The 23,400-nt window shown below is 36.9% G+C and carries 20 protein-coding genes, 1 pseudogene and 1 riboswitch; of the genes and pseudogenes, 1 reads left to right on the top strand and 20 read right to left on the bottom strand.

Annotation, left to right across the window (positions count from 1 at the left end; translation table 11 throughout):
• Positions 1 to 191 precede the first annotated feature (191 nt).
• Entirely contained in the window at positions 192 to 965 is a 774-nt protein-coding gene (locus U473_RS00105) for a Cof-type HAD-IIB family hydrolase (protein ID WP_068722259.1), read from the bottom strand.
• 182 nt (positions 966 to 1,147) lie between these two features.
• Between U473_RS00105 and U473_RS00100 the strand changes: the two genes are divergently transcribed.
• Positions 1,148 to 1,447: an MTH1187 family thiamine-binding protein gene (locus U473_RS00100; protein WP_068722258.1), complete on the top strand. Its 300-nt coding sequence runs from the start codon at positions 1,148 to 1,150 to the stop codon at positions 1,445 to 1,447.
• Between the two features lie 78 nt (positions 1,448 to 1,525).
• On the opposite strand, the gene thiC is transcribed toward U473_RS00100, so the two are convergent.
• From thiC to U473_RS00005, 19 genes and pseudogenes are all read right to left on the bottom strand, one after another.
• Positions 1,526 to 3,226: a phosphomethylpyrimidine synthase ThiC gene (thiC, locus tag U473_RS00095; protein ID WP_068722257.1), complete on the bottom strand. Its 1,701-nt coding sequence runs from the start codon at positions 3,224 to 3,226 to the stop codon at positions 1,526 to 1,528.
• A 272-nt stretch (positions 3,227 to 3,498) separates the two neighbouring features.
• On the bottom strand, positions 3,499 to 4,194 hold the full coding sequence (pcrB, locus tag U473_RS00090) for a heptaprenylglyceryl phosphate synthase (RefSeq protein WP_068722253.1): 696 nt from the start codon (positions 4,192 to 4,194) through the stop codon (positions 3,499 to 3,501).
• Positions 4,195 to 4,295: 101 nt separating this feature from the next.
• Positions 4,296 to 4,607 (bottom strand): YerC/YecD family TrpR-related protein, encoded by a 312-nt coding sequence (locus tag U473_RS00085; protein WP_068722250.1) that lies wholly within the window; start codon positions 4,605 to 4,607, stop codon positions 4,296 to 4,298.
• 149 nt (positions 4,608 to 4,756) lie between these two features.
• Complete coding sequence (locus tag U473_RS00080) at positions 4,757 to 5,791, bottom strand: DUF3048 domain-containing protein (protein ID WP_068722248.1); 1,035 nt, start codon at positions 5,789 to 5,791, stop codon at positions 4,757 to 4,759.
• Positions 5,792 to 5,980: 189 nt separating this feature from the next.
• Positions 5,981 to 7,642: a hydroxylamine reductase gene (gene hcp / locus U473_RS00075; RefSeq protein WP_201024196.1), complete on the bottom strand. Its 1,662-nt coding sequence runs from the start codon at positions 7,640 to 7,642 to the stop codon at positions 5,981 to 5,983.
• A 270-nt stretch (positions 7,643 to 7,912) separates the two neighbouring features.
• Positions 7,913 to 9,184 (bottom strand): phosphoribosylamine--glycine ligase, encoded by a 1,272-nt coding sequence (purD, locus tag U473_RS00070; RefSeq protein ID WP_068722246.1) that lies wholly within the window; start codon positions 9,182 to 9,184, stop codon positions 7,913 to 7,915.
• Positions 9,185 to 9,202: 18 nt separating this feature from the next.
• Positions 9,203 to 10,735 (bottom strand): bifunctional phosphoribosylaminoimidazolecarboxamide formyltransferase/IMP cyclohydrolase, encoded by a 1,533-nt coding sequence (gene purH / locus U473_RS00065; RefSeq protein WP_068722245.1) that lies wholly within the window; start codon positions 10,733 to 10,735, stop codon positions 9,203 to 9,205.
• A complete protein-coding gene (gene purN, locus U473_RS00060; protein WP_068722243.1) occupies positions 10,710 to 11,357 on the bottom strand; it encodes a phosphoribosylglycinamide formyltransferase in 648 nt (215 codons plus the stop codon). The genes purH and purN overlap by 26 nt, the downstream gene beginning before the upstream one ends.
• A complete protein-coding gene (purM, locus tag U473_RS00055) occupies positions 11,354 to 12,391 on the bottom strand; it encodes a phosphoribosylformylglycinamidine cyclo-ligase (RefSeq protein ID WP_068722239.1) in 1,038 nt (345 codons plus the stop codon). Before purM ends, purN begins: the two co-directional genes overlap by 4 nt.
• Entirely contained in the window at positions 12,375 to 13,823 is a 1,449-nt protein-coding gene (gene purF / locus U473_RS00050; RefSeq protein WP_082732273.1) for an amidophosphoribosyltransferase, read from the bottom strand. Before purF ends, purM begins: the two co-directional genes overlap by 17 nt.
• Positions 13,793 to 16,099 (bottom strand): phosphoribosylformylglycinamidine synthase subunit PurL, encoded by a 2,307-nt coding sequence (gene purL, locus U473_RS00045; RefSeq protein WP_068722234.1) that lies wholly within the window; start codon positions 16,097 to 16,099, stop codon positions 13,793 to 13,795. Before purL ends, purF begins: the two co-directional genes overlap by 31 nt.
• On the bottom strand, positions 16,014 to 16,718 hold the full coding sequence (gene purQ, locus U473_RS00040) for a phosphoribosylformylglycinamidine synthase subunit PurQ (RefSeq protein ID WP_068722233.1): 705 nt from the start codon (positions 16,716 to 16,718) through the stop codon (positions 16,014 to 16,016). The genes purL and purQ overlap by 86 nt, the downstream gene beginning before the upstream one ends.
• Complete coding sequence (purS, locus tag U473_RS00035; RefSeq protein WP_068722232.1) at positions 16,715 to 16,969, bottom strand: phosphoribosylformylglycinamidine synthase subunit PurS; 255 nt, start codon at positions 16,967 to 16,969, stop codon at positions 16,715 to 16,717. The genes purQ and purS overlap by 4 nt, the downstream gene beginning before the upstream one ends.
• Positions 16,962 to 17,681: a phosphoribosylaminoimidazolesuccinocarboxamide synthase gene (purC, locus tag U473_RS00030; RefSeq protein ID WP_068722231.1), complete on the bottom strand. Its 720-nt coding sequence runs from the start codon at positions 17,679 to 17,681 to the stop codon at positions 16,962 to 16,964. The genes purS and purC overlap by 8 nt, the downstream gene beginning before the upstream one ends.
• Positions 17,682 to 17,715: 34 nt before the next feature.
• Positions 17,716 to 19,013 (bottom strand): annotated as a pseudogene (gene purB, locus U473_RS00025) (adenylosuccinate lyase).
• 33 nt (positions 19,014 to 19,046) lie between these two features.
• Positions 19,047 to 19,544, bottom strand: coding sequence for a 5-(carboxyamino)imidazole ribonucleotide mutase (gene purE, locus U473_RS00020; RefSeq protein ID WP_082732272.1), 498 nt, complete (start codon positions 19,542 to 19,544; stop codon positions 19,047 to 19,049).
• Positions 19,545 to 19,664: 120 nt separating this feature from the next.
• Positions 19,665 to 19,766: riboswitch (purine riboswitch) on the bottom strand.
• Between the two features lie 143 nt (positions 19,767 to 19,909).
• The gene (locus tag U473_RS00015; protein ID WP_068722227.1) at positions 19,910 to 20,773 is read right to left on the bottom strand and encodes an NAD(P)-dependent oxidoreductase; all 864 of its coding nucleotides are present in this window, start codon (positions 20,771 to 20,773) and stop codon (positions 19,910 to 19,912) included.
• A 163-nt stretch (positions 20,774 to 20,936) separates the two neighbouring features.
• Complete coding sequence (locus U473_RS00010) at positions 20,937 to 21,899, bottom strand: aldo/keto reductase (protein ID WP_068722226.1); 963 nt, start codon at positions 21,897 to 21,899, stop codon at positions 20,937 to 20,939.
• 25 nt (positions 21,900 to 21,924) lie between these two features.
• Positions 21,925 to 23,088 carry an amidohydrolase gene (locus U473_RS00005; protein ID WP_068722225.1) on the bottom strand — a complete coding sequence of 388 codons (1,164 nt, stop codon included), beginning with the start codon at positions 23,086 to 23,088 and terminating at the stop codon, positions 21,925 to 21,927.
• Between the last annotated feature and the right edge of the window lie 312 nt (positions 23,089 to 23,400).

Below are 23,400 nucleotides of genomic sequence, written 5' to 3'. Positions count from 1 at the left end.
AGTTAAATTTTTAAAATATTAAGTTACTCCTGTTGTTTTCAATAATATTGACGATGCGAATTTAAAAATAGTTCCTTAAATTTTTAAAAATTTAAAAATCAAACAAAAAAGCTTGTAGACTAATCTTATAAAAGACTTTATCTACAAGCTGAAAATGATGATAAGATCTTCATTTGAAAATCAATAACTGACTAAATCAATTGTAATTGCTTTAAGCCAAAGCGGATTCCACCTTCATCTACATGTTTTGTAGTGAATTTGGCAAATGGTTTTACTTCTTCATGAGCATTTCCCATGGCCACACCCGCTCCTACGAAGGACAGCATTTCTCGATCATTCAAACCATCACCAAAGGCTACAGCCTCTGAAGGATTGATGTCTAGTTGACGAAGGAACATCTCAATTCCCTTTGCTTTAGATCCACCTTTTGGAATCACATCCATTGAATATTGGTGCCAACGAACAAAATGAAAATGAGGATAATGATCGTGATAGTACTTTTCCTCATCTGCTTCACAATAAAGTAATGCTTGGTAAATCGTTTCTTCCTGCCAATATTGTTGACGATATTTTGGCGGGGTTAGCTTAAGAGAATGAAAGGACTGAATCACATGTAGATCTTGATCCACATTCGCAAAAAAATCCTTGTGACTTAGAAAAACCATCGTATGCTTTCTACGTTTTGCCTCCTGTTCAAGCAAGGCTAGGTCTTCTTGGCGAAATGGATGATGATAGATGACTTGCCCTTTATATACCACGTAAGAACCATTAAAAGAGACAAATGAATCGATTCCTAGTTCTTCTCTTATCTTTGTAAAATGAAATGGCGCTCTACCTGTCGCAATCGCCACTTCGATTCCTCGTTCTTTTAAACGCTTAATCGCCTCTTTGGTATCGTTTGGAATCTGCTTTTCTTCATTCACTAATGTTCCGTCTATATCAAAAAATACGATTTTATAAGACATCTGATACACTCCTATTATTTTTAATTATCTGCCTAAATATAATCAATCATTTTACATAAAGAAATTATAACACATGATCTTTAAAGAAAATTGCTACACAAAAATAAAATTTTTTGTATAAATTTTGTTTTTATAAACATTCTATGGATGTATCCCTAATCTTAGTTAAGGAGTGATCATACGTGCCTTTACTTGAAATTAGTGTAGTTCCTGTTGGTACAAATACACCTAGTTTTAGTTCTCACGTTTCTCATGCTGTTCAACTCATTGAACAGAAAGGATTAAAGTATCAGGTTATGCCTACAGCAACCATTATTGAAGGAGATCTAAACCAATTAATGGAGATCGCAAAAGAAATTCATCAAGATGCACTTTCCAATGGAGTAAGTCGTGTCATCACCAATATGAGTATTGATGATCGAACAGATAAGACTATAAACATGACTCATCAAGTCGAAGTCGTTCAACAATCTTTACATTGACGTTAAAAAACGAAAAAGAAGATGCCATTTTTGTATAGGGCACCTTCTTTTTTACTATAGACAGTTGGTTGATCCAATTTATAAATAAATCTTCTTTCCATTTTCTCTAAATTCTTCTGCTTTTTCTTTTAATCCTTCATCAATCGCCTTTTCTAATGAGAGATCTTTATTTTTTGCGTATTCTCGAATGTCCTGGGTAATTCGCATACTACAGAATTTTGGTCCACACATCGAGCAAAAATGTACTGTTTTTGCTGATTCAGCAGGAAGGGTTTCGTCATGATATTCCATTGCCCGTTCCGGATCAAGGGATAGATTAAACTGATCATACCAACGGAATTCAAAACGTGCTTTGGAAAGTGCATCATCTCTTATTTGTGCACCCGGGTGTCCTTTTGCTAAATCTGCTGCATGAGCAGCGATCTTATATGCAATAACCCCTTCTCGTACATCTTGTTTGTTAGGCAGCCCAAGGTGTTCTTTTGGTGTAACATAGCAAAGCATGGCTGTACCAAACCAAGCGATCATAGCTGCGCCAATTGCTGAAGTAATATGATCATAACCTGGTGCAATATCAGTTGTAAGTGGTCCTAATGTATAAAATGGAGCTTCGTGACAAACTTCAAGCTGACGTTCTACATTTTCTTTAATTTTATGCATAGGAACATGTCCCGGTCCTTCGATCATCACTTGAACATCATGCTCCCAAGCAATCTTTGTCAGTTCACCAAGGGTTTGTAACTCAGCAAATTGAGCTTCATCATTAGCGTCTGCAATTGAGCCTGGACGTAAACCATCACCAAGGGATAAGGCTACATCATAAGTTTTCACTATTTTACAAATCTCTTCAAAATGAGTATAGAGAAAATTTTCTTCATGGTGGGCAAGACACCAAGCAGCCATGATCGATCCACCCCGAGAAACAATCCCTGTTACACGTTTTGCTGTCATAGGAATATAACGTAACAAAACGCCTGCATGAATGGTGAAATAATCTACTCCTTGTTCTGCTTGCTCAATTAATGTCTCTCGAAATATTTCCCAAGTTAAGTCTTCAGCTTTTCCATTCACTTTTTCAAGTGCTTGGTAGATAGGAACAGTCCCAATAGGAACTGGGGAATTACGAAGAATCCACTCACGCGTCTCATGAATATTTTGACCTGTGGAAAGATCCATCACCGTATCTGCTCCCCAATGGATTGCCCATGTCATTTTTTCTACTTCTTCTTTGATGGAAGATGAGACAGCAGAGTTGCCAATATTCGCATTGATTTTTACATGGAAATTACGGCCAATGATCATCGGTTCACTTTCTGGGTGGTTAATATTTGCAGGAATAATGGCACGTCCACTTGCAACTTCTTGCCGTACAAATTCAGGTGAAACATTTTCACGAATCGAAACAAATTCCATTTCTGGGGTAATCACTCCCTGACGAGCATAATGCAATTGAGTAACGTTCCTTCCTGGTTTTGCACGCAAATGGTTGCGATCTTCGTATTCTTCCACATCACCGCGTTCTAAAATCCATTGACGACGAACTTTAGGTAACCCTTGTTGAATATCTACTACAAATGATGGATCAGTGTAAGGACCACTTGTGTCATATACACGGACAGGAAGGTTTTTTTCTTTACCATACGACTCTGATGAAGGGGATAATTCTATTTGCCGCATAGGAACCCTAATATCAGGTCTAGAGCCTTGAACATAGACTTTTTTACTCCCTGGAAAAGAAGACATAGAAACAGAAATTTGCTGGTTTGTATTACTTGACATATTTGTACCTCCTCTTTGAAAAGTTCTTATCTACTAATTCGAACCTTTTCTAATAAGGCGAAGGGAAAACATGTAAAAAGGCCACCTAGATAAATAGGCGGCCTAGTAATTGTACATGTTATACGTACGTCCATTCCTCCGCTGGCATTATCCAGTTCAGGTTCAACGGTCGATAACGGAATAGTTATCCTCTCAGCCCAGTTCCCCAAGCTCCCGCATATTCAGTTTATAATGTAAAAATATCTGATATACATGATTTTGTCAATTTATTTTTATACTTCATTAATGTTTTTCACTGTCTTCATAGCCAATTCAAAGTCTTCATAGATTAAATTGCCAATTATAATTGTATCTGCATATTGGCTCATCTCTACTGATTTTTCAATTGAATCAATTCCCCCACCATAGAAGATCTTAGACTGCTGAACGATATTTTTTATTTCTTTGAGCCAATCAGGATTTCCATATGCTCCACTATATTCAATATAAAGGATTGGTAACTTCAACATTTGGTCTACGATTCTAGCATACGCCAAAACATCTTCTAAATCCAAATCTGTTCTACTTTCGGTCAACTTTGCAACTGAAGATTGCTGATTTAAAACCACATATCCTTCTACAAACACTTGATTCCAATTGATTAACTCTCCATACATCTTCAAAGCTTTTTGATGGATATTTAAGATCCAATCTGGGTTTTGAGCGTTGACTACAAAGGGAATAAAATAATAATCAAATCCTGGAACAATCGCTTTTAAATCAGATACTTCCTGAAGAACTGTAGCAGAATATTTTCGTACCCATCGTAGTAACTGAGCCGTATCGTCATAAGTGATTCCTAAAGTGCCACCAATCAGAATTGCATCTGTCCCTGATTCACAAAGTTGTTTGACTTGCTCTTCTGTAATTGGCCGATTTGGATCTAATTTAAACATATGTTTAAGTGATGATAACCATTGGCCACTCATACAATCCTCCAACATTCAGTATCAAAGAAAAGTTTAACTTTCTTTTCCATCTAAAAAGGGAAGTAGCTTAACTACTCCCCTTTACTTTACCATGTAATGACTTACTTTTCAGTATTTGTTTCGTCATTGGAAATTCGATCAAGAGCTAGACGGTAACCATCATTTCCATAATTAAGGCATCTTTTTACCCTTGAAATGGTCGCTGTACTCGCCCCTGTTTCTGCCTCAATTTGGTTATACGTATAACTTCTTGTTAACATGCGAGCCACTTCTAAACGCTGTGCTAAAGATTGGATTTCATTTACTGTACATAAATCATCAAAGAATTTATATGCTTCTTCTAAAGTTTCAAGCGCTAGTATCGATTTAAATAGTTGATCTACCGTTTTATCCTTTAATTTTTCAAATGGCACTTTTTCTCACCTCTCGTCAATAGAGTACCATATTTATTTAAAAAAATATAGTCATACCAGTAGACTTTTTTGCATTAAACAAAAAAATGTAATCGGATACATGTTAGACGTACCAAGTCTTGTATTTTCGCGTTAAAACGATGAAATGTCTACTGGTAAGAGACAGGAGTGCTGTTCTGTACAACAATCGTCCAGGTTTGACCAGGAAGTAATCCTTGTTCCTTTCCATCAACATAAGCCCTAATAACACCATCTTTTCTTTCCCAAGTGATTTCTTTCATAGCACCATTTTGAAACAAATACCCTTTACCTGGTCCATATAAGTTAATACTTCTTCTACCTTCATTATCTAAAATTTTATGTTCTGCTCGTATCACTAATAAATTCTTTGCTGTTAATTGTTCTTCTGTTTCTAAATCTGTATGTGGTTGTCCATTTATATAACGGTTATATTGTTTTTTTGTTTCATCATATTGATAACCAACGATATATTTTGAATAGTATTCAATATTAATTTCTTTTGCAGGCGTACCTGTTACGATTTCATCTTCCTTTAGAAATGGAATGGTTGGAATGTATCCTTCCGAACGGTATCCTTTCTTTTCTGCAAAAGTTCTAATTTTATCTATACTTGTATATAAGTTGTGGGGCATTTTCCTAAAATCGACTCTCCAAAAGGCAGGACCTGAGTTTTTAATTTCATCTAAATCAGGTAGGTTATCCCTTTGTAGAATCGCATAAGCGGCTTCACTTGCTCCAGCATGTACGATTAAACCATCAAAGCCATTGATTAAATCGATATAATAGGGACGTATACTTCTTACAGGACCAACTACTTTTGGTGCCTTGCTTTGATAAAATGCTACAAACCGGGTAATCATTCCTTCAGCAAGGATCTCATATACCATATCTGCTTCTATCAAACCACTTTGTGGTCTTGCTTTTGGATGATTATTTACCATAACACCAATAATTCTTTCTTTAACTTCATTGTCAACATGTAACCCAGTTAATGGTGCAGTATATTTAGATGCCCATACTTCTTCTTTTTCTATTTCTGTAGACTTTGTTTTATTTTCTATCTGTTTTTCTTCATTTATTACTTTAACTGTTGCCTGATTACTACACCCTACAATCTGAACTACAAACATTAATAGCACTATTATTGCCGCGAATCTTTTCATCTGATCACCCTTTTTACTTTTTCACTTATATTTATCCTTTACCTATTTCTATTTTTTAAATTATTTTCCTCCAATATTTAATTGAAAAACAGATGATCTATTTTATGTAAATTAAATTTCACAAAAAAAGAAGGTGTATTAGCAGTAAATCTGCAATACCCCTTCGTCTTTTATACTTTACATATTTTATTATTTACCAGCTAGAATTGCCTCTAAGTCATCCTTAACAGTTCCAATTGGTTTGATGTCAAATTTTTCTACTAATACTTTTAATACATTAGGAGAAATGAATGCTGGTAATGTTGGCCCTAAGCGAATTCCTTTTACTCCTAAGTATAATAATGCTAATAATACAGCAACAGCTTTTTGCTCATACCAAGCGATGGTATATGATAATGGAAGGTCATTAATATCTTCAACACCAAGAGCTTCTACTAATTTTTGTGCAATAACTACTAAGGAATAGGAGTCATTACATTGACCAGCATCTAATATTCTTGGAATGCCACCAATATCGCCAAGATCTAATTTATTGTAGCGATATTTTGCACAACCAGCTGTTAATATGACTGTATCATTTGGTAATTCTCTTGCCATATCCTTGTAGTAATCCCTTGTTTTATGTCTTCCTTCACAACCAGCCATAACAACGAATCGATTAATAGCACCTGATTGTACAGCGTCTACTACTTTATCTGCTACACTTAGGACAGCATTACGTGCAAATCCACCAGGAATTGTACCATTTTCAATTTCAGTTGGAGGCTCACATTTTAGAGCATGCTCAATAATTTTTGAGAAGTCCTTTTGCTCACCAGGTTTACGATCTTCAATATGATTTAAGCCTGGGAATCCAACTACTCCTGTTGTATAAACTCTGTCTTGGTAAGAAGCTTTTGGTGGAACTAAACAGTTTGTAGTCATTAGAATAGGTCCATTGAAGGATTCAAATTCACGGTTTTGCTCCCACCAAGAGTTACCGTAGTTTCCAACAAAGTGATCATATTTTTTGAAGAAAGGATAAGCATTAGCAGGAAGCATTTCACCATGTGTATATACGTCTATACCTTTATCCTTAGATTGCTCTAATAATTCTTCTAAATCTTTTAAGTCATGTCCACTGATTAGAATACCAGGACGATTTCTAACACCGATATTAATCTGGGTTGGTTCTGGATGGCCATATGTGCCTGTATTAGCTCTATCAAGCATTTCCATAGCTTTAACTGCAGTAGCACCAGCATCCATAATAATGCCAACTAAATCGTCAGCTGAAAGACTATCATCTGTTGTTGCAGCTAAACCTTTATGTAAGAAGCTAAATATTTCATCATTTTGTTCATCTAAAACAAAAGCGTGTTCTATATATGCTGAAATACCTTTTAATCCATATATTAATAATTCTCTTAATGAACGTATATCTTCGTTTGCTGTTGCTAGTACCCCTACTACTTCTCCCTTTTTGTAGAAATCCTCTACATTGTCACTATACCATGTAGCCATTTCAGGTAATTCTTCATTAAATTCCGTTCCATACTTCTCTTTATATGCTGCTAAGAAGCTTGTTTTAACTTTTTCACGAAGAGCTAATGCTTCCTTGATCTTAGTTTCAAAGTAAACTGGATCAAAGTTTACGTTTGTAATGGTTGAAAATAGATTTTTAGCAATAAATAAACCTGTCTCTGCATCATTTATACCTACTTGCTTAGCTTTTTCTGCATAAATAGAGATTCCTTTTAATACATAAATTAATAAGTCTTGAAGGTTAGTAACTTCAGGTGTCTTACCACAGACACCAACAACTGTACAGCCTTCATTCTTAGAAGTCTCTTGACATTGATAACAAAACATACTCATTTTCTTTTCATCTCCCTGCATTAACATTGTGTACATTTCTTTTACCCTGCAGTTATTACTATACCTTGTTTACAACATTATTTCTGTGAAAAAAGTCACAACCTTAAAAACTTTTTAGCTCAAATTTACGAAAAGATATTAACTGAAAATTATGACTATATTTATGTAATGCTAGCGAAAAAGGGTGTCAATTGAACTAATTCATTGACACCCGCAAATTGTACTTATTTTTTTCTGACTAATAAAAAATTTATAATTTAGCTACTAATTAGCTATTCGATTAATTGCTTTATTTGCAATATCTCTTCTATAATGTGCACCTTCAAAGTTAATGTTGTTAACTCCCTGATAAGCTCTTCTTTGTGCTTCTTCTATTGTTGTACCTAATCCAGTTACGGCAAGAACTCTACCTCCAGCTGTAACTAATTGTTCCTCTAGGAGCTTAGCACCTGCATAAAAAACCTGTGTTTTTGATGGCATAGCATGCTCTATTATTGGCATACCTTTTTTATATTCCTTTGGATAACCTGCTGAAACCATTACAACACTAACCGCTGCTTCTTTTTTCCATTCTAAGTGCATTTCATTTAACCGTTTATCTCTTATCGCTAATAGAACTTCAACTAAATCGGTTTCTAATCTAGGAAGAACAACCTGTGTTTCAGGATCACCAAACCTTGCATTAAATTCTATAACCATTGGACCTTCATTTGTGATCATTAATCCAGCATACAAAATACCTGTAAAAGGTATTCCTTCTTGTTTCATAGCTTCGACAGTTGGTAATAAAATTTGATCATATACTTCGTTTAACAAGGATTCCTTCATATGAGGAACAGGTGAATAAGCACCCATTCCACCAGTATTTGGACCTTTGTCTCCATCATAAACAGGCTTATGATCTTGAGCAGGCTCCATTACAGCGATACTGTTAGCATCTACAAAGGCCATAACGGTTAATTCTTCTCCTGATAGAAACTCTTCAATCACAACTGATTGACCAGCATCACCAAAAATTTTATCTTCCATGATACTATTAATAGCTGATATCGCCTCTTCTAATTGATGGGCCACAACTACTCCTTTTCCTGCTGCAATCCCATCTGCTTTAATCACTACTGGCACTCCCTGTTGTTTTACATAATCGATTGCCTCTTTTGATGTATAGAATACTTGATAATTACCAGTAGGAATTCGATATTTTCCCATTAATTGCTTTGCGAACGATTTGCTTCCCTCAATTTGAGCTGCTGCTTTAGTTGGACCAATGATCGGGAGGCCTTGTTCTTGAAATACGTCGACAATTCCTTCAATTAAAGGCTGCTCAGGTCCTACAACTGTTAGATCAATCTTATACTCTCTAACTGCCGTTATTAATTTTTCAAAATCATTTTCAGCAATCGGTAAGCAAATTGCATCTTGTGCAATTCCACCATTACCCGGAGCACAATACACTTGATTAACTTTTGGACTTTTTTTTAGGGATTTAACAATTGCGTGTTCTCTTCCCCCTTGGCCTACTACTAAAATATTCATATCCATATTCCCCTTTTCTTAATGCTTAAAATGGCGAATACTAGTAAAGACCATCGTAATACCATGTTTATCTGCTTCAATAATCGAATCTTCATCACGAATAGAGCCACCTGGTTGAATAATTGCTGTAATTCCTGCTTTTGCTGCCTCTTCTACTGTATCTGGCATTGGGAAAAAGGCATCAGAAGCCATTACTGCTCCCTTTGCTAGTTCACCAGCTTGTTCAATTGCAATTTTTGCTGCACCAACACGATTCATTTGCCCTGCTCCGATACCTACTGTCTGTTGACCATTTGCTAGGACAATTGCATTTGATTTAACATGCTTTACAACCTTCCAAGCAAATTGTAGCTGCTCAAGCTCCTCAGTAGTTGGTTTTCTTTTTGTTACTACTTTTAATTCTTCAGCATTTATTTGTTTTTTATCTTGATCCTGTACTAATAAACCACCTAAAACTGATACTACCTTTTTAGAAGATGCACCTTCTCCTTCTACAAGCTCTAATAGGCGAATGTTTTTCTTTTTCGTTAGTAGTTCGAGAGCCTGTTCAGTAAAGCCAGGCGCAATAATCACTTCGAGGAAAATTTCTTTAAGACGACTTGCTGTATCCTCATCAACCATCTGATTTGTTGCGACAATCCCACCAAAAATTGAAACAGGATCCGCTTCATAGGCTCTTGTAAAAGCTTCAGATAAGTTTTTTCCAACTCCTACGCCACAGGGATTCATGTGTTTAACAGCAACCACTGCAGGCTGTTTAAACTCTTTAATGATCTCCCATGCTGCATTCGTATCTTGGATATTATTGTAAGAGAGCTCTTTTCCATGTAATTGTTTTGCATAAGCGAGTCCTTGTTTAGATATAGCTTCCCGATAAAAGCTGGCTTTTTGATGAGGATTTTCCCCATAACGAAGCTCTTGAACCTTTTCATAGGTTAGAGTTAGCTTTTCTGGGAAAACCTCTTCCAATTGATCATTCCAATATTGGGCAATTAACGCATCATATGCTGCTGTATGCCTAAACACTTTGGCAGCTAACTTCTTTTTTGCCGCCAAAGATAACATTTGCTCCTGTTTTAATTCTTCAATTACTGCTTGATAATCAGTAGGGTCAACAATTACTGCAACATCTTGATAATTTTTTGCTGCAGCACGAAGCATAGAAGGTCCACCTATATCAATGTTTTCGATCGCTTCTTCAAATGTAACACCAGGTTTGGAAATAGTTTCTTTGAACGGATAAAGATTTACAACAACAAGATCGATCAGGTCTACATGTTGCTCTTGTAGTTGTTTGAGGTGATCTTCATTTGCTCTTATCGCTAATAGTCCTGCAAAAACGTTCGGATGTAAAGTTTTTACACGCCCATCAAGAATTTCAGGAAATCCAGTGATCTCTGAAATGGAAATGACGGAAATGCCCTCTTGCTCAAGAACTTTTTTGGTTCCTCCTGTTGAAATGATTTCATAACCTAACTCGATTAAACCCTTCGCAAATTCTATGATTCCTGTTTTATCTGACACACTAAGGATGGCTCTTTTCTGACTCATTATCTTTCTTTACTCCTTTCTCTTTCATACTCTTTTTCTTCCATACCACTTGTTCCTTTAAAATCAAGTTAACCGTTTGCAGCAATAACACATGTTCTATTTGATGGATTTTTTCTGTTAAGGTTTCGATTGTATCTTTTTCCTCAATCGGAACGATCTGTTGCTGAATAATTGGTCCTGTGTCCATTCCTTCATCAACAAAATGGATCGTTACTCCTGTATATTTTACTCCATAATGAAAGGCTTGTTCGATCGCAGCCTTACCTGGAAACGATGGTAAAAGGGAAGGATGGAGATTGATGATTTGGTTGGGAAAAGCTTGCAGTAAAGTTGGTCCAATCAGCCTCATATAACCTGCTAAGACAATTAAATCAATTTCCAATCCCTTAAGGATTTCCACAAGGACAGTCTCAAAGGCTTGCTTATTCTCATAATCTTTTGGTTGAAAAGCAAAAACAGGAATTCCTTCATCTTTTGCCCTTTTTATTACATAAGCTTCTGGTTTATCAGACACTAATAGTTGAATACGGCCAGCTAGTTTTCCTTTTTTTTCTGCATCAACTAAGCTTTGAAAATTGGAACCATTCCCTGAAGCAAAGACGGCTATCTTTTTTGTGCTCATCGCCCTTCCTCCAATAAGACAACTCCTTGATCCCCTTTCGTGATCTCCCCGATTACATAAGCTGTTTCCCCATATTGTTTTGCTAGATCTAAGACTTTTTCTTTATCCTTCTGGTCTATAATCAATACAAAACCAATCCCCATATTAAAGGTGCGAAATGATTCCTGATGATCAAGTTCACCCAGTTTTTGTAAGAGAGTAAAAATCGGTTGAATTGGCCAACTCTTCAGTTGCAGATTTGCCTGTAATCCAGCTGGTAAGACCCGAGGAACATTCTCCAACAATCCTCCACCAGTAATATGGGCCATACCCTTAATTTGAACTTGCTTCATGATTTGTAATACTGATTGAACATAGATACGCGTTGGTTTTAATAATTCATCTCCTAAGGAACAACCAAGTTCAGAGATCATCTCATCTAAGTGAAAATGATATTGTTCAAAAAATAAATAACGAACAAGAGAGAACCCATTACTATGAAGACCATTAGATGCAAAACCAATGATTGCATCACCCTCTTCAATCTTAGAACCATCGATGATTTTGTCCTTTTCGACCACACCAACAGCAAAACCTGCTAAATCATATTCCTCTTGTTGATACATTCCAGGCATTTCCGCTGTTTCTCCTCCTAGTAATGCGCAACCTGCCTCTAGACAACCTATTGAAATCCCTTTGATAATCTCCTCAGCTTTTTTAGGTTCAAGTTTTGCCGTTGCTAGATAATCAAGAAAGAATAAAGGCTCAGCTCCTTGTACAAGAATATCGTTCACACACATGGCAACTAAATCAATTCCAATCGTATCATGACGCTCCATTGCAAAGGCAATCTTCAACTTGGTTCCCACCCCATCAGCACCTGAAACCAAAACAGGGTTTTTATATCGATGTTGCAATTCAAAAAGCCCAGCAAATCCTCCAATACCAGATATCACTTCAGGGCGAAATGTACTTTTTGCATGATACTTAATTCTTTCTACCGTTTTATTCCCTGCCTCAATATCAACCCCGGCTTTTTTATAAGATTGGTTCATCTTCTATCCCCCATCTCACTTTATCCGTTTTACTTTGCTGACTTTGATAGACTTCTGTTGGGTACTCAGCATTAAAACAAGCGACACAATAGCCATGGTTCACGTCGTCTCCTTGTCTACCAATCGCTTCAAGCATGCCAGACATACTTAAAAAGGCGAGAGAATCTGCACCGATGAAATCCTTCATTTCTTCAATGGTTTTTGCTGCAGCAATCAACTCTTCACGAGAGGAAGTATCAATACCATAATAACAAGGGTTTTTAACAGGAGGTGAACTAATTCGGACATGTACCTCTTTAGCTCCAGCTTCTTTTAACAATTGAACAATTCGTTTACTTGTCGTACCACGAACGATAGAATCGTCAATCATCACAACTCTTTTCCCATCGACTACCTTACGAACAGCACTAAGCTTCATCTTTACTCCTTTTTCTCGTAATTCTTGACTTGGTTGAATAAATGTTCTAGCAATATAGCGATTTTTAATTAAGCCTAATTCGTATGGAATACCAGAAGCTTCTGCATAACCGATCGATGCGGAAATACTAGAATCAGGAACACCCGTTACCACATCTGCTTCAACAGGATGTTCTTCTGCTAACTTTTTCCCCAATCTTTTTCTTGCTAAATGAACGTTGATTCCACCAATATCGCTATCAGGACGAGCAAAATAAATATATTCAAAGCTACAAATCGCTCTTCTCGTTTGAACAGTAAAATGTTCCGAACGAATCCCGTCTTTGTCAAATACCAGCATTTCTCCTGGTTCAATATCTCGTATCGTTGTTGCACCTACTGTATCAAAAGCACAGGTTTCTGAAGATAATAGATAGCTATGCTCTAATTTTCCTAACGAAAGAGGTCTTAATCCATTCGAATCAAGGGCAGCAATTAGTTTATCGTTCGTCATAATCAGTAAAGCATACGCCCCTTTAATAACGCTTAAAGCTTCCTTAACCGCTTGTTCAATATCGTCATACATTGATTTTGCAATTAAATGGGCAATCACTTCAGTATCACTTGTTGTCTGGAAAATGGAACCTTGTCTTTCTAATTGGTTTCGAATTTGCATGGCATTGGTTAGATTGCCATTCGTTGCAATCGCTATTTCCCCATTTCGATATTTAAATACTAGGGGCTGAGCATTTTGCAGCTTGCTTTCCCCTGTTGTCGAATAACGCACATGACCTATTCCCATCATTCCATTCAAACGATTTATCTCTTGCTGATGGAAAACTTCGGTCACTAACCCCATACCATGGTGATAGGTAAAAAACTCATGATTAGAGCTCACAATTCCTGCACTTTCTTGGCCACGATGTTGTAGTGCTTGTAAGCCATAATAAATCAATTGAGGTGTTTCTGTATGATGGTAAACTCCAAAAACGCCACATTCTTCACTCATTTTGTCGAGGAGGGTTTCATCAAACACGGAATGGCCTCCTTCCATACTTTTTTTATCTCTGCTGTCGATAAAGAGATGATCTTCTTGTCGTTATAGTATACTTCAAATTGATTTAAAACAACTTCACCAATCAACTGACAAGAAACGCCTATTTCCAGGGCAATATTTCTTACCTTTTCCACATCATTCGACGAAACCGACAAAATAACGCGAGATTGGCTCTCACTAAATAAAAAGGAAGTCGGCCCTAATTCATCCGTTAAAGTAATGGAGGCACCAAGGTTTCCTGAAATAGAAGATTCAGCTAATGCCACTGCTAACCCCCCATCACTTACATCATGAGCAGAATGAACGACTCCCTCGCGAATCGCTCGAAGCACAACTTCATGCACCTTTTTTTCTTTTTCTAAATCGATGGTTGGCGGCCTTCCTTCTACTTTGCCTGAGATTAACTTTTGAAACTCTGTTCCCATCAACTCATCATAGGTATCACCGAGCAATAAAATTTGGTCGCCTATTTGCTTAAAACCTTGAGTTGTAATATAATCTGTATCACGAATAAGTCCTACCATGCCAATAATAGGTGTAGGGTATATTGCTTTCCCATTCCGTTCATTATAAAAGCTCACATTTCCACCAATAACTGGAGTATTTAAGATTTGACAAGCTTCACTCATTCCTTTTGCCGCTTGTTCAAATTGCCAAAAGATTTCTGGCTTTTCTGGATTGCCAAAATTAAGACCATCTGTAATTGCTAAAGGCTCTGCCCCAGAACAAACAAGATTTCTTGCAGCTTCTGCAACTGCAATTGCCCCTCCTACCTTAGGATCTAAATAGATATATCTACCATTTCCATCAGTTGTGATAGCTAAGGCCTTTTTCGTTCCTCTGATCGTAATCACGGCTGCATCGCTCCCTGGAGTAACAGCCGTACTGGTTCTTACCATATGATCATATTGGCGATAAACCCATTCTTTATCAGCAATAGTTGGATTTGCTAATAAATCTAGTAAAATTTGTTGAGTATCAGGAAGATATTCGTATTGCGTTAAATCCATTCCATTACCCATACTTTGAAAGCGACGATAATAGGCTGGTTCTTCTGACGGCATATGATAGACTGGAGCTTCATCTACAAGAGCTTTTACAGGAAGTTCTGCGACAACCTCACCTTGGTCAAAAATACGGTACATCCCATCATTTGTAACTTTACCTATTACAACAGAGTGCAATCCCCATTTTGCGAATACTTTTTTTACCTCTTCCTCTTTTCCTTTCTTTACAACGACTAGCATCCTTTCTTGGGATTCAGAAAGCATAATCTCATAAGGAGTCATATTTGGTTCTCGCCTTGGTACCTTTGAAAGATCTAGTTCCATTCCATTTCCAGCTTTACTGGCCATTTCTGTACTAGAACTTGTGAGTCCAGCAGCTCCCATATCTTGAATTCCTTCTATAATATCTAAATCTATTAGTTCTAAAGTCGCTTCTAATAGAAGCTTTTCCATAAAAGGATCGCCTACTTGAACAGAGGACTTCTTGGATTCAGATTGTTCACTTAACTCAACAGATGCAAATGTAGCGCCATGAATTCCATCCCTGCCTGTACTTGCGCCAACATACATCACAGAATTACCGATCCCTGTAGCTACACCTTTTTTAATTTGATTATGATTTAATAAACCAACACACATGGCATTGACCAGTGGATTCCCTTGATATGCTTCTTCAAAAACAACTTCTCCACCAACGGTAGGAATCCCTATACTATTGCCATAATTCGCTATTCCTGCAACGACTTGTTGAAATAAATATTTTACTTTTTCATCCTCCAAAGGTCCAAAACGCAATGAATTTAATAAGGCAATCGGTCTTGCTCCCATTGAAAAAACATCACGGATGATTCCACCCACTCCTGTAGCCGCCCCTTGGTATGGTTCAATGGCAGATGGATGGTTATGACTTTCTATTTTAAAGACCACTGCTTGTTGGTCACCAATATCAATAATTCCTGCCCCTTCCCCAGGACCTTGAAGTACATGTTTCCCTTGGGTTGGAAACTTTTTTAACACAGGTTTAGAAGTTTTATAACTACAATGTTCTGACCACATTACACTAAATAATCCTGTTTCAAGAAAATTAGGTTTTCTACCTATTAACTGAACTATTCTCTCATATTCCCCATCCGACAATCCTAATTCAAGGTAAACTTTTTCGTTAAATACTTGCACTGCTGTAGGTTCTTGATTCACTCTTTTTCTCCCTCCAATAACTAAGAATAGATTGGAATAATCTCTTTCCATCTTCAGAACCAAGAAGTTTAGAGACAGCCCGTTCAGGATGAGGCATCATCCCCAAAACATTGCCTTGTTTGTTGCAAATCCCCGCAATATCATCAATAGAGCCGTTAGGATTATCTTTATAACGAAAGATAATTTGATTATTCTTTTGTAATTCTTTTAACGTTTGTTGATCACAATAATAGTTTCCTTCCCCATGGGCAATTGGAATCTTGATCTCTTCTCCTAAGTGGTATTCTAAGGTGAAAGGGGTTTGATTGTTTTCAACAGTAATCGTCTCTATCGAGCAAATAAATTGTAGATTTTCATTCTTTTTCATCGCACCTGGAAGTAATCCTGCTTCAAGTAAGATTTGAAATCCATTACATATCCCAATGACTAATTTGCCTTCTGCTGCCGCTTTCTCTACATGTTTCATGATTGGTGCAAATCTAGCAATGGCTCCAGACCTTAGATAATCCCCATAAGAAAAACCGCCTGGTAGAACAATACAATCATAACCACTTAAGTCTACTTGTTGATGCCAGATATAATCTACTTCACCGTCGATCACATCTTCAATGGCATGGTAACAATCAATATCACAATTAGAGCCAGGAAAGACGACCACTGCAAACTTCATACGGCCACCTCTTCCAATTCATATCGATATTCTTCGATTACTGTGTTAGCCAACAATTTCTCGCACATCTCTTTTATTCTTTCTTGCGCCACTTCATATTGCTCAGTGTTGATCATAATTTCAATATACTTGCCAATCCTTACCGATTCTGTTTCATCATAGCCTAAGGTAAGTAAGGCCCCTCTAACAGCTTGGCCTTGAGGATCTAAAACATCTTGTTTTAATGTGACATAGACTTTTACCTTAAACAAGAACCTCTCCCCCTAATCGTTTAAGCATCTCTTGATAAGCCTCTTCTACATGACCTAAGTCACGACGAAAACGATCTTTATCTAACTTTTCTTTAGAATCAGCATCCCAAAAGCGACAAGTATCAGGAGATATTTCATCAGCAAGTAGAAGTTTTCCATCCTCTGTTAGGCCAAATTCTAATTTAAAATCGACGAGTAATACTTTTCTTGTAAGCAAATATTCGCTTAAGATTTCATTCACTTTTAGACTAACCAACTCCATTTGTTGAAGTTGTTCTGGAGTAGCTAGTTGAAGGACAGAAATATGGGAGTCATTGATTAGAGGGTCACCAAGTTCATCATCTTTATAGTAAAATTCCACAACTGGGTGTCTTAGTGCGGTCCCTTCTGCTAAACCTAAGCGTTTTGCTAAAGACCCTGCTGCGATATTTCGGACAACGACCTCTAAGGGGATAATCTTTACTTTTTGAACAATTTGCTCAATAGGGGAAATCCGTTCGACAAAATGATTTTCTACCCCTTTTTCAGATAACATTTGGAAAAAGATAGCGCTCATTTGGTTATTTAAGGCTCCTTTACCCACAATCGTACCTTTTTTTTCACCGTTAAAAGCAGTTGCATCATCTTTGTATTCCACAAGGAATTGCTCTTTTTTGTTCGTGCGGTAAATCTTTTTTGCCTTTCCCTCATAAAGTAATTCTAATTTTTCCATTTTTGCTTCCTCCTCGTCCATTTCAATTTCTTCATTATTCATTTAGTCCTAAGCGTTGAAAAATAAAATCTACTTGTTTCAGATGATATTCGTAGTTAAAGCACTCTTCTAATTCTTGTTCTGTTAACGTAGTGGTAATAGTATCATCTTGTTTTAACAACTCTTTAAATGAGGTTTGTTCTTCCCATGCTTGCATGGCTCTTTTTTGTACTAAATCATAAGCTTGTTCTCTAGTCATTCCCTTTTCGATCAATGTTAGTAAAACACGTTGGGAATAAATAAGGCCATAGGTTCTTTCCATATTCCTTTTCATATTTTCTGGAAATACAGTAAGGTGTTTCACGATATTAGCAAAACGGTTTAACATATAATTTAGCAGTGTAGTAGCATCTGGTAGAATAATCCGTTCTACAGATGAGTGAGAAATATCCCGTTCATGCCATAAGCTTACATCTTCATAAGCTGATACCATGTATCCACGCAATACTCTTGCCAAACCACTTATATTTTCCGATCCAATTGGATTACGCTTATGCGGCATTGCTGATGAACCCTTTTGACCTTTACTAAAAAACTCTTCCACTTCCCTTGTCTCTGACTTTTGCAAACCACGAATTTCTGTTGCAAATTTTTCTAGGGAGGTACCGATTAAAGCCAAACTAGCCATATATTGAGCATGGCGATCCCTTTGAAGTGTTTGAGTAGATATTGGGGCAGGATGTAATCCTAATTTTTCACATACATATTGTTCAATAGATGGAGGTATATTGGCATAAGTACCTACAGCACCGGAGATTTTCCCATATGCCACTTCATCCATGGCTCTTTTAAAGCGCTCAAGATGTCGACTCATTTCTGCATACCATAGAGCCATTTTGAGTCCAAATGTAGTTGGCTCAGCGTGCACCCCATGCGTTCTTCCCATCATGACGGTATATTTGTATTCTATCGCTTTTGCTTTTAAAATTTGAAGAAAGTCTTCAATATTCTTTAATAAAATGTTGTTAGCTTGTTTTAATAAATAAGAAAGAGCCGTGTCTACTACATCAGTAGAGGTTAAACCATAGTGGACCCATTTAGATTCTGGCCCTAATGTTTCTGCCACAGCTCTCGTAAAAGCTACTACATCATGCTTAGTATCCTCTTCAATTTCATGGATTCGCTGAATATTGATTTTCGCATTTTCGCGAATTTTTTTACATCCTCTTTTGGAATTTCTCCTAATTCAGCCCAAGCTTCGGCAGCTAAGATTTCTACTTCTAGCCAAGCTTTATATTTATTCTCTTCCGTCCAGATCTCTTTCATTTCTTCTCTTGTATAACGTTCAATCATCACGTACCTCCAACATTCTTTTTTATGCTTTCATTAGCTTTTAGGCAAATTTTCTTGTAACTTCTTATTTTTTAATTCAACTTCCTCAGCCATTATTTTTCTCAAGTTTTTCAATTCATTTGCAACCTTTTGATCAAATACGCCAATGATTTGTGCAGCAAGGATTCCTGCATTGTACGCCCCATTTATAGCTACAGTGGCAACAGGTAATCCCTTTGGCATCTGAACAATAGCATATAAAGCATCTAGGCCATTTAAAGCACTCCCATTGATCGGTACGCCAATGACAGGTAGGGTGGAATATGCTGCAATAACCCCTGGTAAATGGGCAGCCATTCCAGCACCAGCAATAATGACCGAGAATCCATTCTTCTCTGCCTCTTTTGCTATTTTGGCAGTCTGTTCAGGTGTCCGATGTGCTGATGAAATCATTACCTCATATGGAATGTCTATTTGTTTTAGAGCCTTCATTGCGCCTTCCATAATGGGTAAATCTGAGTCACTACCCATCACAATCAATACTTTTGACATTTGCATTCTCTCCTTTTCTCCCACGTGTCATATTCAATTACGCGCCCTTAAAAGATAAAGCCCAAGTGAGTAGATTTTCAAAAAAAGAACGAGCAAAACCTACCCGCCTGGGCTTAATTCCCTTCGGTATATTTTACTCGTAGTCCAGTAATTTACGGTTACTGGGTAGAAACTTTCAGGCCATATTCCTGATATTATACGAGTTATATTCTGTTGATATTTAGTTTAACAATCAATACATCATTCGTCAAGATAAAAACGAACATTAAATATAATTTAATAGTTATTGTTCGATTTTTATTTCATTAAAAAAGCTTAACCATATTCCTGTTCAAATATAGTTAAGCTCTAATTTGGATATGTTATTATTTTTTTGCAAGGTAGGAAAGTATAGCCATTAAATCAAGTTCGCCATTTCCTGCATTTAGGGCATCCTCATATGTATTGGCTGCCTTTTCAATGAGTGGGAAAGAAAGATCCATCTCTTTTGCTCGATCCATTGCGAGTCGTAAATCTTTTGTGGCATGTTTTAAGGCAAAAGCTGCTGGAAAATAATCTTGGATAATACTTGGTGTTTTAATATTTACAATTGGGGAACCTACAGCGCTTAATTTTACAATTTCAAGCATCGTTTCCCTTGGAATCCCCGCCTTTTCCGCAAATAAAACGGTTTCGGCAAGTCCTTGAATATAGATTCCTAACATACTATTGATCGCTAGTTTTGCGTTACTTCCAGCCCCATTCCCTCCCAAAAGGAAAGAAGCCTTTCCTACAATATCAAAAATAGGTTTCACTTTTTCATACGTTTCAGCATCTCCGCCTACAAGTACCACAAGTGTCCCTTCTTTTGCCGGTGCAACACTACCTGAAACTGGAGCATCAAGCATTTCTACCCCTTTTTCCTTACACAAAGCGGCAATTGTTTTTGAAGTTTCAGGTGAAATCGTACTCATATCTATGGCAATTTGCCCCTCTTTTAAACCAGCCAACACTCCATCTTCTCGCGTATACACATCTTTCACAGCTTCATCATCCGCAACCATCGTGATTAAAACATCCACTGAAGCAGCGATTTCTTTAGGACTTTCTTTAAAAGTCGCTCCCATTTCTAAAAGTGGTTGTGCTTTTTCTTTACTACGATTATACACGAATAGTTCATATCCAGCCTTCTTAAGATTTGTCGCCATAGGAACTCCCATATTTCCTAAGCCAATCCAACCAATTCTCATAAAACTCACCTCTATAAAAAATTTTTAAATAAATTGCACAAAAATTACTATAGCATTTTTCTATCTTTTCAGCGAATCTGATTTGAAAGAAAAAAACCCGAACATCACTCATTCGGGTTAAAGAGAATCAATTACATGCCAACTTTATTACTTTGCTTATTTATTATTTAGAAAAGTCGAAATAGGGGGATGGAACAACTTGATCAATTTCCTTTAGTGTATCCTCTGATAATTTGACTTCAAGAGCACTAATATTCTCTCTTAGTTGTTCTGATGTTTTTGCTCCAATAATCGGGATAACTGATGGTCCCTGATGTAATAACCAAGCAATGGCTAGTTGAGTTAAAGAAATATTTTCTTTGTTTGCAATGAAACTTAGCTTTTCTACTTTTTCTAATTTCTCTTTGTTTTCCTTAGACTTTAAATTCCATTGATGTTTAGCACCACGACTATCCTCTGGTAAATGGTTCCCTTTTGCATATTTTCCAGTAAGCCATCCTCCTGCTAGTGGAGAATAACATAATGTGGCTAGTCCATATTTTTCACTGACATTCAAAATCTCCTGTTCGATGTATCGATCAAGCAAACTATAAGAAGGTTGATTGGAAACAAACCTTTCTAGATTCATTTTGTCACTAACCCACAAACTTTCTACGATTCGCCATGCATCAAAATTGGAACAACCAATATAACGGACTTTTCCTTGACGAACTAAATCATCTAAAGCGCGTAAGGTCTCATCGATTGGTGTCGTTGGATCAGGACGATGAATTTGATATAAATCTATATAATCTGTACCAAGTCGTTTTAGGCTTAGCTCTACTTGTTTCATAATTCGAAAACGACTTGCCCCTTGTCCATTTGGACCTTCATCTGTTCTAATTTTAAATTTTGTCGCTAAAATCACTTCATCTCTTTTATGGCGAATGGCTTTACCAACGATTTCTTCTGATGTTCCTCCTCCATAAATATCTGCTGTATCAATAAAGTTAATTCCAGCATCCATCGCTTTGTGGATCAGCTCAATCGATTCATTCTCTCCAATTCCCCAATCACCATATACCATTGTACCTAGAGCAAGGCGTGACACTTTTACACCTGCTCTTCCTAGATTGACATATTCCATATGTAGTCCTCCTGTGTATCATTTCTTATTCGTGTTGATAAACAATTCTTCCATTTATTATAGTCATCAATACTTTTGTCCGATAATCAAAAGGGTTACCTGACCAGAGAACTATATCTGCGTCTTTTCCGACTTCCAGGGAACCTACTCGATCCTCAATACCCATATGTTTTGCAGGATTAATAGTAATTGCCTTCCAAGCTGTTTCTTCATTTAATCCTTCTCTCACAGCGATGGCAGCGCTAACGATGAGATATTCTATTGGAATGACGGGGTGATCGGTAATAATAGAAACAGGAACACCGGCTTTGTCTAATGAGACTAATGTGTGCCAGCCTTTATCTCCTAATTCAATCTTAGAACGGTTGCTAAGTGTTGGACCTACCGCAGCTTTATATCCATTTTCAACTATGATGTCTGCAATTTTATGACCTTCTGTGCAATGTTCTAATGTTAGATTTATATTAAATTCCTTGGAAATGCGAATTGCTGTCATGATATCATCTGCACGGTGAGCATGGGCTCTAACAGGAATCTCTTTCTTTAATACTTTAACTAAGGTTTCCATTTTAAGATCGGTATCAGGTGCTTTTGAGGAGTCTTCCATACCTAGTTCAATTTTTTTTAAATAATTTTTTGCCTTTATTAGATGATCTCTTAATACTGCTGCTGTGCCCATTCTTGTGGATGGTATTTGTTTTTTCTCTCCGTACACCCTTTTTGGATTCTCACCAAAAGCAATTTTAAGACCTGAGGTTTTCTTGACTATCATTTCATCAACGATACGACCATAGGTTTTTACAATTGACATTTCTCCACCAATCACATTTGCACTACCAGGCATAATTTGAACAGTAGTAACACCACCTTGAATGGCATCCTTAAAACCTTGCTCTAATGGATTAATTGCATCCAATGCACGAACATGGGGAGTGGCAGGATCTGTCATTTCATTGACATCGGCTCCAGCCCATCCAATTGTTTCTTCATATACCCCTAAATGCGTATGTGCATCAATCAAACCTGGTGTTACCCATTGACCTTGTGCATCTATAACTTGAGCATCTTTTGGTATCTCAATACCTTGACCAATAGCCTTTATTTTCCCTTCTTCTATTAATATTATTCCTCCTTGATCAACGATTCCTTGTGTAATGGTGTTAATTGTAGCATTTACAATTGCAATCATTTCTCTTCCCCCTTGTTGAAATATTTCGATCTTCTAAATATATTATTCTATGAGTAGATAAGAAATTCCTCCCCCTTTAAGTAACAAATCCATTCGTTAAAATGAAGTGAACATTAAAATTTAAGAAAAGGTTTGAATATTTCATCGCGCTCCGTCATCCGTGCCCTTATATGAATAAAGATTACGGAGAGAAGGGCACTTCTGAAGGTCGCTGTTTATGGAATATACAAACCCTTAAATGAGAAGTGCAAGAAAGTTACTCTTTTTTATCTTTTAACAAAGCCAATAAAAAAAAGCTAACCATGTGGTTAG

It is taken from the genome of Tepidibacillus decaturensis, assembly GCF_001561915.1.
GTDB lineage: Bacteria > Bacillota > Bacilli > Tepidibacillales > Tepidibacillaceae > Tepidibacillus_B > Tepidibacillus_B infernus.
The sequence above is the reverse complement of the archived record's forward strand: the minus strand, read 5'-3'. Positions and strand labels throughout refer to the sequence as shown.